This is a genomic window from uncultured Varibaculum sp., assembly GCF_902489465.1.
In the GTDB taxonomy this organism is placed as follows: domain Bacteria; phylum Actinomycetota; class Actinomycetes; order Actinomycetales; family Actinomycetaceae; genus Varibaculum.
In genome coordinates this window covers 1-16,807 of sequence record NZ_CABTZZ010000001.1, presented here as the reverse complement: position 1 = coordinate 16,807, position 16,807 = coordinate 1, and the positions used below count along the sequence as shown (strand labels likewise).

At 53.1% G+C, this 16,807-nt stretch carries 14 protein-coding genes, 3 tRNA genes and 1 pseudogene; 9 read left to right on the top strand and 9 right to left on the bottom strand.

Annotated elements, in window-relative coordinates:
- Window positions 1-69 precede the first annotated feature (69 nt).
- The 3 genes from RDM26_RS00090 to RDM26_RS00080 form a co-directional block, all read right to left on the bottom strand.
- Window positions 70-567, bottom strand: coding sequence for a hypothetical protein (locus tag RDM26_RS00090; protein ID WP_307737046.1), 498 nt, complete (start codon window positions 565-567; stop codon window positions 70-72).
- Window positions 568-635: 68 nt separating this feature from the next.
- Window positions 636-1,532, bottom strand: coding sequence for a Bax inhibitor-1/YccA family protein (locus tag RDM26_RS00085; protein WP_307737045.1), 897 nt, complete (start codon window positions 1,530-1,532; stop codon window positions 636-638).
- Window positions 1,533-1,687: 155 nt separating this feature from the next.
- Window positions 1,688-1,761 (bottom strand) — tRNA-Leu (locus RDM26_RS00080).
- A 151-nt stretch (window positions 1,762-1,912) separates the two neighbouring features.
- Here RDM26_RS00080 and nhaA point away from each other — a divergent pair.
- Window positions 1,913-3,286: a Na+/H+ antiporter NhaA gene (gene nhaA / locus RDM26_RS00075; RefSeq protein WP_307737044.1), complete on the top strand. Its 1,374-nt coding sequence runs from the start codon at window positions 1,913-1,915 to the stop codon at window positions 3,284-3,286.
- A gap of 131 nt (window positions 3,287-3,417) precedes the next feature.
- Here nhaA and RDM26_RS00070 read toward each other — a convergent pair whose 3' ends face one another.
- From RDM26_RS00070 to gltX, 4 genes are all read right to left on the bottom strand, one after another.
- Window positions 3,418-4,722, bottom strand: coding sequence for an ATP phosphoribosyltransferase regulatory subunit (locus RDM26_RS00070; RefSeq protein WP_307737043.1), 1,305 nt, complete (start codon window positions 4,720-4,722; stop codon window positions 3,418-3,420).
- A 98-nt stretch (window positions 4,723-4,820) separates the two neighbouring features.
- Window positions 4,821-4,893 (bottom strand) — tRNA-Glu (locus RDM26_RS00065).
- A gap of 32 nt (window positions 4,894-4,925) precedes the next feature.
- Window positions 4,926-4,997: transfer RNA gene (locus RDM26_RS00060), tRNA-Gln, on the bottom strand.
- Between the two features lie 102 nt (window positions 4,998-5,099).
- Window positions 5,100-6,632: a glutamate--tRNA ligase gene (gene gltX / locus RDM26_RS00055; protein WP_307737042.1), complete on the bottom strand. Its 1,533-nt coding sequence runs from the start codon at window positions 6,630-6,632 to the stop codon at window positions 5,100-5,102.
- A gap of 174 nt (window positions 6,633-6,806) precedes the next feature.
- Between gltX and RDM26_RS00050 the strand changes: the two genes are divergently transcribed.
- On the top strand, window positions 6,807-7,991 hold the full coding sequence (locus RDM26_RS00050) for an aminotransferase class I/II-fold pyridoxal phosphate-dependent enzyme (RefSeq protein WP_307737041.1): 1,185 nt from the start codon (window positions 6,807-6,809) through the stop codon (window positions 7,989-7,991).
- 29 nt (window positions 7,992-8,020) lie between these two features.
- Here RDM26_RS00050 and RDM26_RS00045 read toward each other — a convergent pair whose 3' ends face one another.
- Window positions 8,021-8,785, bottom strand: a complete 765-nt coding sequence (locus tag RDM26_RS00045) for a fumarylacetoacetate hydrolase family protein (protein ID WP_307737040.1) — start codon at window positions 8,783-8,785, stop codon at window positions 8,021-8,023.
- 54 nt (window positions 8,786-8,839) lie between these two features.
- Between RDM26_RS00045 and RDM26_RS00040 the strand changes: the two genes are divergently transcribed.
- Window positions 8,840-11,533: an SNF2-related protein gene (locus RDM26_RS00040; RefSeq protein WP_307737039.1), complete on the top strand. Its 2,694-nt coding sequence runs from the start codon at window positions 8,840-8,842 to the stop codon at window positions 11,531-11,533.
- Here the strand turns inward: RDM26_RS00040 and RDM26_RS00035 are convergent.
- Window positions 11,472-12,017: a ClbS/DfsB family four-helix bundle protein gene (locus RDM26_RS00035; protein WP_307737038.1), complete on the bottom strand. Its 546-nt coding sequence runs from the start codon at window positions 12,015-12,017 to the stop codon at window positions 11,472-11,474. The two genes, RDM26_RS00040 and RDM26_RS00035, sit on opposite strands and share 62 nt — an antisense overlap.
- Before the next feature lie 353 nt (window positions 12,018-12,370).
- On the opposite strand from RDM26_RS00035, the gene RDM26_RS00030 reads away from it, so the two are divergent.
- The 6 genes and pseudogenes from RDM26_RS00030 to RDM26_RS00005 form a co-directional block, all read left to right on the top strand.
- Entirely contained in the window at window positions 12,371-12,940 is a 570-nt protein-coding gene (locus tag RDM26_RS00030; protein ID WP_307737037.1) for a nitroreductase family protein, read from the top strand.
- 203 nt (window positions 12,941-13,143) lie between these two features.
- A complete protein-coding gene (locus RDM26_RS00025; RefSeq protein ID WP_307737036.1) occupies window positions 13,144-13,473 on the top strand; it encodes a hypothetical protein in 330 nt (109 codons plus the stop codon).
- Entirely contained in the window at window positions 13,401-13,883 is a 483-nt protein-coding gene (locus RDM26_RS00020; protein WP_307737119.1) for an EamA family transporter, read from the top strand. The genes RDM26_RS00025 and RDM26_RS00020 overlap by 73 nt, the downstream gene beginning before the upstream one ends.
- A 211-nt stretch (window positions 13,884-14,094) precedes the next feature.
- Window positions 14,095-15,429 carry a potassium transporter TrkG gene (locus tag RDM26_RS00015; protein WP_307737035.1) on the top strand — a complete coding sequence of 445 codons (1,335 nt, stop codon included), beginning with the start codon at window positions 14,095-14,097 and terminating at the stop codon, window positions 15,427-15,429.
- Entirely contained in the window at window positions 15,422-16,090 is a 669-nt protein-coding gene (locus RDM26_RS00010; RefSeq protein WP_307737034.1) for an NAD-binding protein, read from the top strand. Before RDM26_RS00015 ends, RDM26_RS00010 begins: the two co-directional genes overlap by 8 nt.
- A 507-nt stretch (window positions 16,091-16,597) precedes the next feature.
- Window positions 16,598-16,807 (top strand): annotated as a pseudogene (locus tag RDM26_RS00005) (hypothetical protein); the annotation flags it as partial.

The following is a 16,807-nucleotide window of genomic DNA, read 5'->3' as shown; positions in this document are numbered from 1 at the left end:
ACGAGCAGTCTTGTCAGTTTCGATACTTGCAAAACCCCGGTAACCGACTCTCGCCGCTTTCAGGCTTTGCTAACGGGTCATTCTAGAAATCATTTGTTCCGAATCTTCATCAACGACGCTAAGCCCATCCATAGTGAAGCCATTCACTCGTAAAAAACGTCGTTTCTCCTGATCTGAGCGCAACACCCAGGCTTGCGCCGGGGTATCGGCATCGAGAACATAATCTAAGAGACGCTGGGCAATATCCGTAGAATACGCTTGGCGGAGAATGCCGAAGAAAGCAATATCTAGGTTGCGGGGAGCTCGTCCCAGCTGGTGATCATTTTGAGGAGCGGGTCGAACGTAGGCCATTCCCACAACCTGGCGTCCCCTGGAAGCAAAGGCTATTCGGCGCCCTTTAGTCTGTAATACTTGCTCATGCCAATAAGCGAGCAGTTTCTCCTCGGTGTGCTTGTCCCAAAAAGAATCCGGAGCTTTAGTGTCGAGAGTTTCGGTTAGAATCTGGCGATGCGCCATAGCCGCGCCGGCAGCATCAACCAAAGTGGGGGTTCTTACGATCACCGGCACAGCTATTTCCTCCCTAAAAGTACTTCGGGGCGACTAGCCCTATTGTAGTCGCCCCGAAGCAAAGTTTTTTAGTTGTCTCTTAGGATCGCCAGGATTCGCAGGATCTCCACGTAGAGCCACACCACCGTAACCATAATCCCGAGGGCGCAGCTCCAGGACATCTCTTTATCTACCCCTAGGCGTACGCCCTCGCGAACCATATCGAAGTCTGAGATCAGGGACATTGCCCCAAAAATCACTGCGAAGAGCCCTACCAAGAGCCCTAAGGGAAGTCCCAGTACCGTGACTTGATCAATGTTACCTAGCGCACTGGCAGGAGTAACCATCGCCAGAACCATCGCCAAGAGACGATAAACCAAGATTGATACCATGCCCAGCAGCAAGATCTTCATAAACTTCGAATTAACCCGCACCAGTCCTGACTTAAATAGCACCAGGCAGGTAACGAAGACGGCTACTGTCCCAATCAAGGCCTGCACTACGATCCCGGGATAGGAGTATTCGAAGAAAGCAGAAATCCCACCGATGAATAGTCCCTCAAAGAAGGAATAGCCCAAAGTGATCGCCGCTGAAGGCTTACGTCGGAAAGAAGAGACCAATACCAGCGCGAAAGCCACCAAAGCGGAAAGTGAAGAAATGGTGAGCATAGTTCCCGCGTTAGCCGTTAAGTCATTTACGCCCCAAAACCATAGCGCCGCCGCGCCCAGTACCATTACCCCAAAACTCAAGCCGGTGCGCACCAGTACATCGTCTAAGGTCATGGGACGAGAAACTCGTTGTGGCTGGCCTATTTGCTCGCCCTGGTCAAAAGTAGTTTGCGAAAAGCCGCCAGGAGTAGCGGACTGCGGATATGTGGGATTAGCCGGCTGCGCGTTCCGTCCCACCTGGTACCCCGGCATTTCGGGATAGCCGGCGGGAGTACGACGCATCTGCTCGCCTACTTGATTCATAACCGGATTTGCCATCTAGATCTCTCCTTGTTCCATTACCAGCCACTCCCCTTTGCAACTTCTGCAGTCGCGCCCTGTATTTTTCAGAGGTGGAAGTAAGGCCACTAATCAAATTATTAGTGAATGTTTCTTAAAAGTTTCTGGATGAGTCCGGTAAGAATAATGAGTTGTACCCCCGGTCGGACTCGAACCGACACTGGACTGATTTTAAGTCAGCTGCCTCTACCGATTGGGCTACGGGGGCTTTACCAGGGCTTTTATTCTTCCCTGTCTGCGTTAGTGCACACCGGCCAAGTCTTGTTTTACCAAAAGTGAAAGCCTTTTGTAAAGCGCCACTCCATATTAAACCTCAGGCATTCCTAATTGTCGAAACGAATAACCGCTAGCATAGTGCCATGCGAGAAAAACCTGGAGACGAAAACAAAGGATCCGCGAAGAATCAGCCTCAGCGGGATGTTCATTATTTCCCGCTAGAAAAAGAGGTTGAAGAACTGGTTACTCCCCCTGACTACCAGGATTTAGCGGCTCCTTCCCCCAAGGATTACAGCGATGATGCTCCCCATGGGGTCGCTACCTCGATTAAACGGGTGTTAGCAAATGACATTGTGGCCGGTATGATTTTGGTCTCGGCCGCTATCTTGGCACTGATCCTGGCGAACGCTCCTTCTCCGGTGCGGGAAGGCTATATGGCGCTTTCGAACTTCGAGTTTGGTCCGCGCTCCTTGGGACTACACCTATCGGTGCACGAATGGGCACAGGACGGAATCTTGACCCTGTTTTTCTTCACCGTGGGACTAGAGCTCAAACAAGAGTTCGCAGTGGGGTCGCTACATAACATTAAAGTTGCCGCTATGCCGATTATCGCCGCGATATTCGGGATGATCGGGCCGGCCACCGTCTACCTGATAGGAACTGCGATTTCTGGGGATAATGCCTGGCATGGTTGGGCGATTCCCACCGCTACCGATATCGCTTTCGCAGTGGCGATTCTGCAGATCTTTGGCCGCGGCCTGCCGCAAGCTGCCCGCACCTTCCTGCTAACCCTGGCAGTCGCCGATGACCTGGGTGGGATTTTGGTAATCGCCATCTTCTATGCCACTGGAATGAAATTTATTTCCCTCCTGCTGGCGTTTGTCTGCGCCGCAATTTTTGGTTTCTTAGCCCAAAAACGCTGGGGACGCTGGTGGATACTGATTCCTCTGGGCATTGTTACCTGGTATTTCATGTTTGACTCGGGAGTGCACGCCACTATCTCTGGGGTGCTGCTAGGAATGACGGTTCCTGCCAAACAACTCGCCGGCGAGACCGAACCAGAAACTGAACGTTTGACGGAAGCCGTTAACCCCTTTAGCGCGGGACTGGCGGTGCCGATCTTCGCTTTCTTCGCTGCCGGGGTAAACGTGGTGGATGTGGCCGGAGGCCCCCTCAACGTGATTACTCATCCGATCGCGCTTTCAGTAATGCTGGCAATGCCGCTTGGTAAAGTACTGGGAATCTTCGGTTCCGTAGCTTTATTTACCAAGGTAACTCCCCTGACTCTAGGCGAGGGCGTAGGGCTGCGCGATGTACTTCCGGTTTCGATAACCGCTGGTATCGGCTTCACAGTAGCGCTACTAATCTCCCACCTGGCCTTTAGAGGGAACGCGGAACTTACCCAAGCGGGCTCCCTCGGGGTACTTATGGGAACTTTTGCTTCAGTGATCTTGGCCGCTATCGCTCTGCAAATTCGGGTGCGACACTTAAAAGCTGCTGGAAAGATCCAAAGCTAAAGTAGTAGCTCTGGCCAACCTCCATTCCCCAGTGGCTTACTGCGCAGGGTGAATACACTGTCCCCAGTTCCCCAAAAACAGTTCCCCGGATACTTGGGGCGGTTTCGCGCCCTCGTTCTTCGCCCTCGTTCCTAGTTTTCGAGGACGCGTGCCTGCTCCAGCAAAGCCGCAAAGTCCGGGTTATTCTGCTCGGCTGCCTCTAAGTAACGGCTAGGCAGCAACACTCGGTTATAGCCGAGGGAGGCTGCTTGCTCGAAGAAGCCAGCCGACATTTTACGGGGGGCTTTCAGCAGGCCGGCCTTACTGGCTCCAGCTGCCAGCAGCCCTTCGCGCAGATGCAAAGCCGCGAGAGCTTCATGGGGCTTTTGATAGGCCAGCGCCACCTTTAGCTGCTGTCCTTCCTCAGGCAGGGATACTAGATCCACAATCCGCTCAAAACCGAAGCTGAAGCCCACGGCCGGAACATCTCGCCCGAGCCAGCGCCCTACTACCCCGTCATAGCGCCCTCCTCCACAAATCGAGGAACCAGAGGCAGTGTGGGAAACTTCGAAAATCGGACCGGTGTAGTACCCCATACCGCGCACCAAAGTGGGGGTGAACTTGATTTTAATATCGGGGCAGATTTTACCAACCTGAGCAGCGATTTCTCCCAGGTCATATAGTGGCAGCTCGGTTTGCAAAGCAGCTACTTCCAATGTATTCATATCTGCTTGCAGGTCTACAGCGGAAATGCTAGCTACCGCCTCCACCAAAGATTGAGCTTGGCTATCACTAGCAATCTGGTGAGTAACCAGTTCTTTAATCACTGCCTCTTGACCGATTTTTTCCATCTTATCCAGGGTGATAAAGGCACTATCGTGCTTATCGCCATCAATACCGGCAGCGCTCATCAGGTCGCGCAGGAAACGGCGATCATTAATCAACACGGTAGAGTCTTTGTCTAGTCCCAGTTTGGTGACAGCGCTCCAAGCGGTCGCTAAGATTTCCACCTCCGCACTGAAAGAAGCTTCCCCCAGAATATCGATATCCACCTGGTTAAACTGGCGGAAACGCCCCTTTTGCGGACGCTCAGCACGCCAGACTGGACCGGTCTGGAAGGCACGGAACACATTCGGTAGCTCCGCCTGGTGACTGGCAAAATAGCGAGTTAGCGGAAGAGTCAAGTCATAGCGCAGCCCCAGGTCTACGGCCTCGGCGGGCAGGATGCCGGCTTGCGGATCCAAACCGCGCCGCATCACCTGGAAAATCATTTTTTCGTTTTCCCCACCTTGCCCAGATTGTAGCCGCTCGATCGGCTCTAGGGCAGGGGTTTCTATTTCCATGAACCCCAGGGACGTATAGGTATCACGCAAAACGCTAAGCACGCGTTCACGCCAAGTTTTTTCGGTGGGTAAAAAGTCTCGCATCCCGCGAGTAGCAACAATTTTTCCAGACATGACTATCACTTTAGCATTGGCGAAAGTTTCGACTTTGGGACTAAAAAGCTTATCAGGGTAAAAGTAAACCAAAGTTAAAAGGGTAAAATCCTTAGCGGTACCCCCAACGGGATTCGAACCCGTGTCTACGCCGTGAGAGGGCGGTGTCCTAGGCCTCTAGACTATGGGGGCCAGAAACAAGAACCAACAGGTTCCCATTTTTGCTGGGGTACCAGGACTTGAACCTAGAATGGCTGAACCAGAATCAGCTGTGTTACCGATTACACCATACCCCAAGGGCTGTTCAACTAAGCTCACGCTTAATCGCACAGTCACCTACTTTAACCCAGTAGGTTATCCCGCTTCAAATAATTTCCTTGTGTGACTAATCACCTGCATTACGCCTGCTCCAGACGGTTTTGCAGTTTACGTAGGCGTTTTATAGTTGCCTCTTTCCCCAAGATTCCAATGGAGTCAAATACCGGAATCGACACGTTAGAGCCGGTGATCGCCATAAAGAGCGGTTGGAAAGCAACGCGCGGTTTCAGCCCCATTTCTTCGACCATTACCTGGCTCATAGCGGCTTTTACGGCCTCTGAATCTCCAATGGTTCCGGTCTCGCCAACTTGGCCGTCTGGCAAGCCATCTACCACTTCAGCCGCGGCTGCTAGCACCTGCGGAGCATTATCTTTGAGTTTGCGCAGCGGTTTTTCTTGGTATTCCACCTGGTCATCGGCAATAAATAAGAATCCCAGCAGGCTCTTAGCTTGAGACAGTACCTGCATCCGGCTTTGGGCAAGCGGAGCGGCGGCCTCTAAAAGCTGTTTTTCTTTCTCCGTTAAATCGGCTAGGTTATCGGCACTTACGAATTCGCCGGCGTGCAGGTAGGGAACGATCCGTTCGGTGAAATCGCCAACTTCCAGCATCCGAATATGGTCGGCGTTAATCGCCAGTGCTTTCTTGGAGTCAAAACGCGCCGGATTGGGGTTGACGTCCTCAATATCGAAGGCCCCGATCATTTCTTCTTTGTTAAACACGTCTCGGTCGGCTGATAAAGCCCATCCGAGCAGCGCTAAATAGTTCACGAGCCCTTCGGGGATCATCCCGTTTTCCCGGTGCAATAGCAGGTTAGATTCTGGGTCACGCTTGGATAGTTTCTTGTTTCCCTCCCCCATGACGTATGGCAGGTGCGCGAACTCGGGGACGCGATCGGCGATTCCTAACTCGATGAGGGCGCGGTATAACACAATTTGGCGGGGGGTGGAGGAGAGCAGGTCTTCCCCGCGCAGCACGTGCGTGATATGCATTAGGGCGTCATCTACCGGGTTTACCAGGGTGTAGAGGGGGTCACCTCCGCCGCGCACAATCACATAATCGGGAACGGAACCGGCTTGGAAAGTGATGTCTCCGCGCACTAGGTCATGGAAAGTAATATCTTCATCGGGCATCCGCATACGCAAAACCGGCTGGCGGCCTTCCGCGCGGAAAGCAGCGATTTGTTCCTCGGTCAGGGTGCGGTCATAACCGTCATAGCCCAGATGCGGGTTACGACCGGCAGCCTTATGACGCGCCGCGATTTCCTCAGGGGTGGAATAGGATTCGTAAGCATATCCCCCGGCAAGCAGCTTATCTGCTACCTCTTTATAGATATCCATCCGTTCGCTCTGCCGGTAGGGGCCGTAGGGGCCGCCTTTATCCACGCCCTCGTCCCAATCTAGCCCCAGCCAGCGCAGCGACTCTAGGATTTGCTGGAAAGATTCTTCCGAGTCACGTTTGGCGTCGGTATCCTCGATCCGGAAAACGAAAGTTCCCCCGGTGTGGCGCGCGTATGCCCAGTTAAATAGGCAGGTACGCACCATTCCCACATGTGGGGTACCAGTGGGTGAAGGGCAAAACCGCACCCGAATAGGGGAAGTAGAATCCGGATTCATACCTATAATCTCCTTGCGTAAAATCGTTCGTTCCCCTTGATTCTACTTCGCGCCTCGCCTGATTCTCGAACCTAGGGGATTGGGTAAACCGACCACCTGTTTCCAATTCGTTTTCGATAGCCTGCCCTAAGCAGTAAGCCACCCCGGGTACAGCTAGAGGCGTAGGGTGGATACATGCAAGATTATGACCACTTATCCCTGCAAGAACTACGCCGCCGCGGATCTTTAAAATGGACAGGAAAGACCTTCGAGGGCGAGCCTTTATGGGGAGCGTGGGTTGCGGAAATGGATTTTGGAACCGCTCCTGCGGTTGAACGCTGCCTGCATCGCGCTATCGATGACGGTTTCTTTGGATACATGCCGCCTGACCTTGCCAATGACCTCCGGGAAGAAACCGGGCGTTTTCTCGCTGCATCCTATGGGTGGCAGGTTAGCGCCGAGGATGTGTTTATTTCCTCCGATGTGCTTTCGATTCTGCGGGCCCAAATCCAACTGACGACTAAAGCCGGGGAAGCGGTGGTGGTTCCCACTCCGGCCTATATGCCCTTTTTGACTATCCCCACCCAGGCAGGACGAGAACTAATAGAAGTTAAAAGCCGGTATCACCAGGGACGTTGGGAGCTGGATTTTGCGGCGCTCGATAGAGCCCTTAGTCAAGAAAAAGCTAAGCTGCTGGTGCTTTGTAACCCTTGGAACCCCACCGGGAGAGTCCTTAGCGAATCCGAGCTGAAAAAAGTTGGGCGACTGGCACTTGCCCATCAGGTAACGGTGTTTGCGGATGAAATCCACGCTCCCCTGGTGCTTACCGATAAGGCTCGCCATATTCCTTTCGCTAGCCTAGATCCTGATTTTACCCAGATTACGGTTACCGCGCATGCAGCCTCTAAAGGATGGAATTTGGCGGGACTCCATTGCGCACAAATGGTTTTGCCGCCCTCGCCGCTACGCGATCAATTTGAAGAGTCAGGGTTAACTACCCAGCTAGCGATGGGCGCGACTCCCCTAGGGGCACTGGCTGCCTGCGCCGCTTATCAAGAGGGCGGCGCTTGGCTGCAAGAAATCAAAGCTTATATTCGCGAAAATCTTGCCTGCTCCCAGGATTTGGCGCTGCAGATTGCCCCGCGGCTGCAAATCCCGGAAGTTGAAGGCACCTACCTGTCACTATGGGACGCGAGTAACTATTGCGAAAACCCGGTCAAAATCGCGGAGGAGAAAGCGCGAGTAGGGGTAAATGGCGGCGAAATCCTGGGTACCGGATACCCCGGTTTGTTGCGGCTTAACGCCGCTACTCCCCGCTACCTGTTCCTGGAGATGACCCGGCGGCTAGCTAGCGCCCTGCGAGAAGCAGAAAATGATTAGGGCCCTGCACAGCAGGTGGTGTAAATGGGTTAGCGGTTGGCGCTAACCACCATATTTTCCATCTGTCCTACCCCGGTTATGGCGCTTGTTAGGCGCTCACCAGCGCTTAAGGGCTGTGGCAACTCAATTCCTCCTACCATCACTACGTCCCCGGGTAGCAGGGTCATCATGGCGCTCACTTTAGCGAAGGCTTCGGCGGCTGTTAGCGGAAAGTCGACGCTGCTAACGGAGGCGACCTCCCCGCCGGAAACGCTGGCGCTAATGGTGACGTTATCGGGATTAAAACCAGGGTCAACTACAATCCACGGACCTATCGCGGCAGAAGTATCCCAAGCCTTGGACTGAGTGAAACTAATTTCATCCCCGCCACTCGCAAAGTCTACCCCGATAGTCCACCCAGCGATCACCGACCCCACCTGTTCGGCAGTGACATTTTTACAAATAGTTTTAGCAACTACTGCGAGCCCCACGAAGGCGCGCGTCGTGCCACCTCCCCAAGCAGGAATGGCGATGGGGTCATCTGGTCCAATCACCGCCGTATTGGGTTTGATAGCCACCTGTGGCCACTGCCCCACACCAGCCGCTGATCCCGGCAGATTCGCGCAGCAGCTAACTGCCTTCGAGCGGGGAATCACCGGAGATAGCAGCCGCGCTTCCTCTAGGCTATAGAGCTGTCCGGAGGGTTCCGCCTTTTGGAACAGGGGGTCACCTTTGAGGGCGACTATCCGCTCACTTCCGTCCTCTAAAGCACCGTAAATAGGGTGGTCATCAATCCGAAATCGCACAATCTTCATAGAGCCCAGTCTAGCCTCCTTGCTAAAGTAGAAAGGATGAGCCCGGAGGAACGCGTGAGTAGTAATGACCAGGAACCGACATGGCGTCGCCTGCTAGGCGCGATGTTTACCTCCCCGCGTCCTGAAATAACTCCTGGCGCCGACCTGGGGATTTGTATCGAATTGGATGGTAGTTTCCATCCTCTACGCCGGGAAGTTTCGGGCACTTGGACCCGCAATCGTGCCAGTTGGCGCGACCTTTGCCAAACTAAATGGGAGTCGGTTTCTGCCGGTTTAGATAGGACGCAGCTCAGCTGCCTGCGACAGGTGGCCGGGATATTGGAAAAGGCTCCCCAGCGACTATCTTCCGAGGAGGCAGCGCAGGTATCCCCCGCTATTCGCTCTTTGGCACGCGCCGGATTTTCTTTTGCCCTCGGCACCGAGCCCCTCACTCCACTGCGTTTCTCTCCAATTGTGGCGCGTCCTTTCCTAGATATTTGTGTTACTGGGGACGTGGCGCTGCGCTTCGGGATTGATTTTTCTGCCGGTCAAGATCCGGCGGGGCGCACAGTGGCTGCTACTTGTGTGGCGGCTGGCCTCGAACTGGTGGCCAGTGCGGAGCTGGGGTGCTTTGCCTTCTGGGATGATCGTTTCGGGCAGCTCAACCGGGTGTTGGGGGCGAAACCGGTGCGGGTGCCACAAGGGGATTTAGCGGATTTTTTGTTGCGAGATTTTCCGCGCCTTAGCGATAGTTTCCCGGTTTATTCTTTGGATAACAGTTTTGAGTTCCCAAAATATCGCTACCTGCTTGAAGTGGGAACTTCCCGAGAAGACGATCTTTACCGGATTCACCTGCGCGGAATGCGCGAACTTGAGGGTGAAAAGATTGAAACTAGCGCCCCGCCTGACCAGATTGCGCAGCTGAAAACCCAGGTGACAAAGTGGTTACGCCGCCAAGAAGGAGTTTTCACTTTCGATAGTTTTCTTTCTTGCCCCGCTCACCGCATAAACCAGTTGTTAGATGAGCTGGAAACCGTTTTTGACGGTCAAGACTTAGCGGTTAATCGTAGCGGCATTCCCCGTTCGTTTTCGCAAAGGGGCGGGCAGATCATCGTGGATTTAGTTCCCAATACTTACGGTTGGTTTACCCCGAATGTGCGGTTACATTTAGATGACCGCGACTTTTCGGCCTCCGATATCGCCCAGATTCGCGAGCGGGGCGGGCTAATCGATAGCGATACTTACTTGAGCGAAGCAGATCTGGATCAATTGAGCCTGCTTAGTGAGCGTGCGACCCTTAATCGGCGCGGCATTCACCCGGCGATTATTGACCTTTCTCAGATCCTGGAGGGTACGCAGGCAAAGGTGCGCGGCCTAGAAGCCTGGAATTCACGCCAACTAAAGTTGCCACCCATAGCCCCGCCCCACACCGCCAAGCTGCGCGAATATCAACGTACGGGGGTGTCCTGGCTGCTGGCGCAACTCTCGATTGGGCCCGGAGCAGTGCTGGCCGACGAAATGGGGCTGGGAAAAACTCTGCAGATTCTAGCAGCGATTAAATCCTTACCCACCTCGAATCCGGTGCTGGTAGTGGCGCCCACTTCAGTGATTAATGTTTGGGAGTCTCAAGCGCAACGTTTTTATCCCGAGATGGAAGTGCAGGCGCTGCGTAGCGGCACCGAGATCGAAGACGGTTTCAGCGGCGCAGATTTAGTGGTTACCTCCTACGGGTTGCTGCGCCGCCATGCAGAGGCTTTCTTAGAGCCTCAGTGGCAGGGAGTTATCTGTGACGAAGCACAGCTAGTGAAGAATCCGCGCACCCAAGCCTGGCGCGTCCTCGCCGATATGCGCCGAGACTGGACGATTTGTGCTACCGGCACTCCCCTAGAAAACTCTTTAGCCGATTTACATGCGATTTTATCTTTAGCACAACCAGGCACTTTGCTTTCACGGGAACAGTTTGCTGCCCTGCAACTGCGCGGGCTGAGTCAGGTGCGTTCGCTGGTGGCGCCCTATATGTTACGGCGCACTAAAGCAGAGGTAGCGCCAGATTTACCTCCCAAGATTGAACAGGTGTTGCGGGTTGATTTAGAGCCGGGACATAGCACCGCCTATCGGGAACTGGAAACCCAGGCACGCCGCCAGGTTAGCGGGTTGCTGCGATCCGGGGATCGGATGTCAATTTTGGCGGCGCTGACGGCGCTGCGGAGAGCCAGCTTAGACCTGCGTCTGGTAGGAGGACGCGCCGGGATAACTAGCGCGAAAACTAACGCTCTGTTGGAACAGTTACAGGCAATACCTGGCCATAAAGCCTTGGTATTTTCCCAGTTCACCTCTTATTTAAAGTTGATTAAAGAAGCCCTAGAGGAGGCAGGAATAAAAACTACCTATCTGGATGGGTCTACTCGGCAGCGTGACCAGGTAGTTAAGGAGTTTTCCGAGGGAGACGCACGAGCATTCTTGATTTCGCTGCGAGCAGGCGGCACGGGACTTACTTTGACTGCCGCCGACTATGTGTTTGTGATGGATCCATGGTGGAATCCGGCGGTGGAAGAGCAAGCAATCGACCGCGCCCACCGCATCGGGCAAGAACGCCCGGTCAATGTCTACCGCCTGGTTTCGGCAGGAACTATTGAAGAAAAGGTTTCTCAACTTCAACAGCGTAAACGGGATTTATTCTCTTCAGTGATAAACACTTCTAGTTCTATTACCGATTTAGCTGATGCTTTGTTGATGGATAGCGAGCAGTTAGTTTCTTCCATTTCCTGATTTTGGTGCGAAAGGTAGTAAACGGGGCAACCGTGTTGATATGTATCCATTTCCACACCGGCCAGGCCGAGGGGGTAGACGATGCCCATGCTCGCTGGTCAGGCGCGAACAGTTCGGTTGCACTGAGAGTATTTACCAGTTCAATAACTTCATCTAGCAGCGCTTGGAAGTGATCAATCAGCTCTGCGGTTTCAACCTGCTCCCAACGCTTATAAAAAGACTCATACAGGCCGCCCAATTTATTCCATTTGTAGCCGGGAGAGGGAGTAACCACCTCGATACCGGCTTGTTCATCGCGTTCCCATCCCAGTAAAAGCTCCATCCACCCCAACTGGTAAGCAAGTATCTGGCGGGGAGTGCGATCTACCCCCTCGACTAACAAATCCCAACTACCCGCAGGAACCTCGGCAAATTCACCGATAAACAAATTAGCCCGTTTAGTAATCTCGGCAGCTAGCTCAGTTCCTGACTCATATGTCCTCATTTCTTACCCCCCTGAAGCTGGTAGTACCTATTTAGCGCGACTGCCTCAAGTTTTAGCTATTTCTACTGACCGCCTGAAGTTTCGATTACCCTCGGTCGCTATTAAAACTTACGTCTGTCACGCTCAAGAATATAAAACTTTTTTAAAGATTCCGCCCCACCTCCGCACCGTATCCACAGGCGCTAGCTTATAGTTTTTCGCAGCAAGCAAGTATCGGTTATTCCTTTTTGACTGTCGATAATAAAAACTGCTGGATAAGCGTTTATGTGCCGGGAGCTGAATTCTGCTGTCGCTGCTAGCGTCCGCGAGGATTGTTCGAGACGATTATCAGGAAACAGACGGAAGGAATAGCTATGAAAACCTTGGAACTTTTGCGCAATCGACGCTCCCGCTACCAACTTAACCGGGAGATTCCCCTGAGCCATCAGGAACTGCTCGATTTGATTGATGAGGTAACCGCGCAGGTGCCGGATGCTTTCAATATGCAGTCGCAACGACTCCTGGTAGTTACTGGAGAGAATCAGGACGCCCTCTGGAATCGGGTTTTTGAGGTTTTCGAGGGGAAGGTTCCGCGGGAAAAAATTGATTCTTTCCGGGCTGGATACGGCACTATTCTCTACTTTTATGACCAGGCAGTCACCGAAGAAATGGCGGGCAAGTTCCCTACATACGCCGACAAGTTCCCGCATTGGGCGGCACAATCTCTGGGAATGCTGCAGTTTTCACTGTGGGTAGCGCTCCGGGAGGCTGGAATTGGAGCTTCCCTGCAACACTACAATCCGGTAATCGACCACGCGGTGAAGCAAATGTTCGATCTGCCCGAAACCTGGGTGTTAGATGCGCAAATGCCGTTCGGACTGGCCAGCGATGAGCCCTCCCCCAAACAACTGCAAGACATTCGCCAACGAGTAATCCAGCGTTAACGGGATACCCCAAAATTAGTAACCAGGATTTCAGTATTGGAATCCTGGCATCTTCGCCACCCTCTTCGTTAATAGGGTGACCAAGATGAAGAAAACGAGTGCGCACGGACTGGAAATACTGTTAGCTCTGGTGATGATGGCTCGGGGTACTTCGTTTATATTCAGCAAACTGCTGTTAGAAACCATGAGCACCTTCCAACGTTTTGACGCTACGTTTTGGGATTGCTTTCCTGATATTGGCAGCGATATTTGCCCGACGCTTCTATCGTGCCAGCCGGAAAGTATGGGTAGCGGGATTCTTGATTGGCTTCCTATATTTCTTGGTGATGTCACTGGAGCTTACTGCTTTGACCATGGCAGATACCGGTCCGGTAGCACTGACTGAACACACCAATATTGTGATGGTGCCACTAGCAACAGCCGCTTTGGCGAGGGTGCGCCCTAATCTCTTGATGCTACGATCGGCATTCCTGGCGGTTGCGGAAGTAGGGATGCTGACGCTGCCGGGCGGGAATTTTCTGCGGGACTGTTAATCGCCCTGCTGGGAGCCGTCTGTTACGCAGTCACCATCATCGTTACCGATCGTTTAACCCACAGCCCCGAGGAGGGATTCGCAGTCGGCATTATTCAACTGCGTACGCTGGCACTGTTTGCTGGGTTCGCCAGTCTTTTCTTGGAATCCCCACATTTGCCTTCCTCGTCCGCGCAATGGGGCATGCTAGGAATACAGGTCGTGGTGTGCACGGTTTTTGGTTTCACTTTCCAACTGGTTGCTCAGGCGCGAGTATCGGCAGAAATGACCGGACTATTATCGGCTTTAAATCCGGCGGTAGCAGCGATAATAGGAGCATTTGTACTGCATGAACAGTTCAGTTTGCTAGGGGCGCTGGCAGTTGAGTTGATCCTAATCGCGATTACCTTCCCAGCTGGCTACGGATCCTAACCCTAAAGGCGGAACGGATTTACTGCACTAACTACCAGGATAGGCGCCGACAAAAACACCAATAGAGTCCCGCTGATTGCACAAAAATCTCCCGAAAAGTATTTTCCAAGCTAATAACTAGCAATACCTACTGACTAGGAGAAACACCCAACTATTTTCGGAGAGAATCGCGCATTTGCAGGAGGGGGCAATGCTGCGTAGGATGCAGTTCGTGTCCAAAACACAGCGGCATTATTTTAACTATGCGGCAGTGATATTATCCGGGTTCCTCATCGCCCTGCTGATAGGAACCTGCCTACTAATGCTGCCGTTATCAACGGTGCATGTCGGGGGCCTGCCGCTACTTCCGTCCTTATTTACCGCCACCTCTGCCCTCTGCGTTACCGGCTTGACGATTGTTGACACCGCCACCTATTGGACGGATTTTGGCAAAGTCGTAATTTTACTATTAATACAGGTAGGCGGCTTCGGGGTGATGAGTTTTGCAGCCGTGCTCGCGCAAGCAGTAATCCGCCGAGAAAGTCATAGCGCCAAGTTAGCTTCAGCGGCCGAGCGGCGCAGCGTCACCGGCAGGTTGGGCGTGCTGTTGCGCCGGGTACTGGGAACTTCCCTCCTGGTTGAGCTACTCACCGCTATTCCCCTGACGATTCGTTTCCTGTCCCTAGGGTATTCGCTGCCGCGCGCCCTCTGGCATGGGGTATTTCATGCAGTTTCGGCTTTTAATAATGCCGGCTTCGCCCTCTATTCCGACAATATGTCTTCCTTTGTAGGAGATTGGGGGGTATGTCTGCCCCTGATCATTGCGATCATTATCGGAGGTTTGGGATTCCCGGTCCTCTTCCAACTGCGTACCAGCCTATTCAAGCCTTACCGCTGGTCACTGCACACACGGATGATGATAGCTGGCACCGGCGGTCTGCTGGTATTTTCTTCCCTATTGGTTACGGCTTTCGAGTGGCACAACCCGAAAACTTTGGGCAAACTCCCCACCGCGGACGCGATCCTGGCCGGAATATTTCAAGCAGTCCAAACCCGCACCACCGGTTTTAACTCGATAGATATTGGACAAATGCACGAATCCACCTTGTTTGCGATGGACACTTTTATGTTTATCGGCGCTGGACCGGCCGGAACTGCCGGGGGTATCAAAATCACCACCATGTTTGCCCTCCTGGCGATTGTCGCTGCGGTTATCCGCGGCCGTAACCAAGCAGTAGTATTTGGGAAAAGCATTTCTTCCGAGGTCGTCCATCAAGCAGTCGCGGTGGTGGTGCTGGGATTCATCTTGGTGGTTACTTCCACCATTTCGATCATGTTCTTAACCCACTTCAACTTGTCGCAAACCCTATTTGAAGTGTTCTCCGCTTTTGGTACCGTAGGTCTATCTACCGGAATAACGCCGCTACTTAACGATCCTTCGCAGTTAATACTTATAGCTTTAATGATTATTGGGCGATTAGGTCCGATTACGGTTGCTACCGCACTCGCTTTCGCACCTAGTGCCTCTAAGATTTCCTTCCCCACAGAAAGGCCGATCATTGGTTAATTTCTCTAAACCTACTTATGCAGTGCTGGGCTTAGGACGCTTTGGCAGCGCCGTCGCCCGCGAACTGATGTCCGACTATGCCGTAGTTATCGGTATCGATTTAAATGAGACGGTAGTAAACCGCAATAACGGCATCTTGAGCCAGGTGGCGCAAACCGATGCCACCGATATTGCTTCCATTACTGAACTCGGTGTCGCTGATTGTGATGGCGTAGTAGTCGGGATTGGCGGCCCCCATGTGGAGGCCTCTATCCTCACCTGCTCCCTGCTCACCGATATGGGGGTTAAGAACCTGTGGGCAAAGTCCTCCGGAACCGCCCACGGACGTATCTTGGAACAGATTGGAGTTCCCCATATCGTTTACCCCGAGGTAGCGATGGGGCGCAGGGTTGCTCACCTGGTACGCGGGGTAAACCTGGACTACGTAGAACTGTCTTCCGGCACCGCCATGGTTAGAACTATTCTTCCCAAGTCTGCAGCCGGGCCGCTCGATGAGGTTGACCTTTGGAATCGGCACGGGGTCAAAATTGTGGCGGTGCTGCGGGAAAACCAGTGGCAACCGGTACTGGGGGCAGTAGAACTAACTGAAGGCGACCAAGTCCAAATTTACGGCAGCGCGAAACAGTTAGAAAAGTTTGCCCGCCTCGCACCCCGACCGTAGCTGCCCTACCCTAGCGCGGCCACTAGCAATAACCGGGCTAACTGCCTCAGCACGTATCGGAGCAGCAATGCCTCAAACAACAGTGCGGTTTACGATTCGCGGGGACTGTTGATACTGTGAGCCTTTGAGTGAAACAAACTGCCGATCTTGTTAGCTATTACTGCTAGCAGTGAATAGGCGGCCCCGTAGATCAGCGCGGATTCGTTGAAAAAGATCAGCATGGGCACCATGAAAAATAGAAGCGGCAGGAACGTCCACAAAACGGTGAATCCTTACCAGAACCCGTCCCAAGCGGCTAGCGAGACGGTGATTAGCGGAAATGCTATGAACAGCATCAAGATAAACAGCATCATTCCTGAATCAGGGGCGCAGAACACTCCGATGGCCGCCCTAGTAAGCGCAGGCAGTAAAAGATAGCAGGCGAAAAGCACGCCAAGTCGCATCCACGTGCCACGTCTTTTCCACCTTTGCATGCACTCATTTTTTCATGACCTAAAAGGAAAAACCATGGGTCTTAGGAACTGGCTACGCCCCAAACCGTGCGGCGCTAAAAACTACCAGATAACCTCGTCCTATTCGTTTCTATTGGGCTTGACCTTTTCTGGGCGTTCGGCAACCGAACGTAGCACGATGCAGAGGACGCTCATCTATCACGTAATCCTGCAGGAGATTTTGGGATCTCAAATCTACTACGAGTGCTGTGGTAAAGTAGAAGGT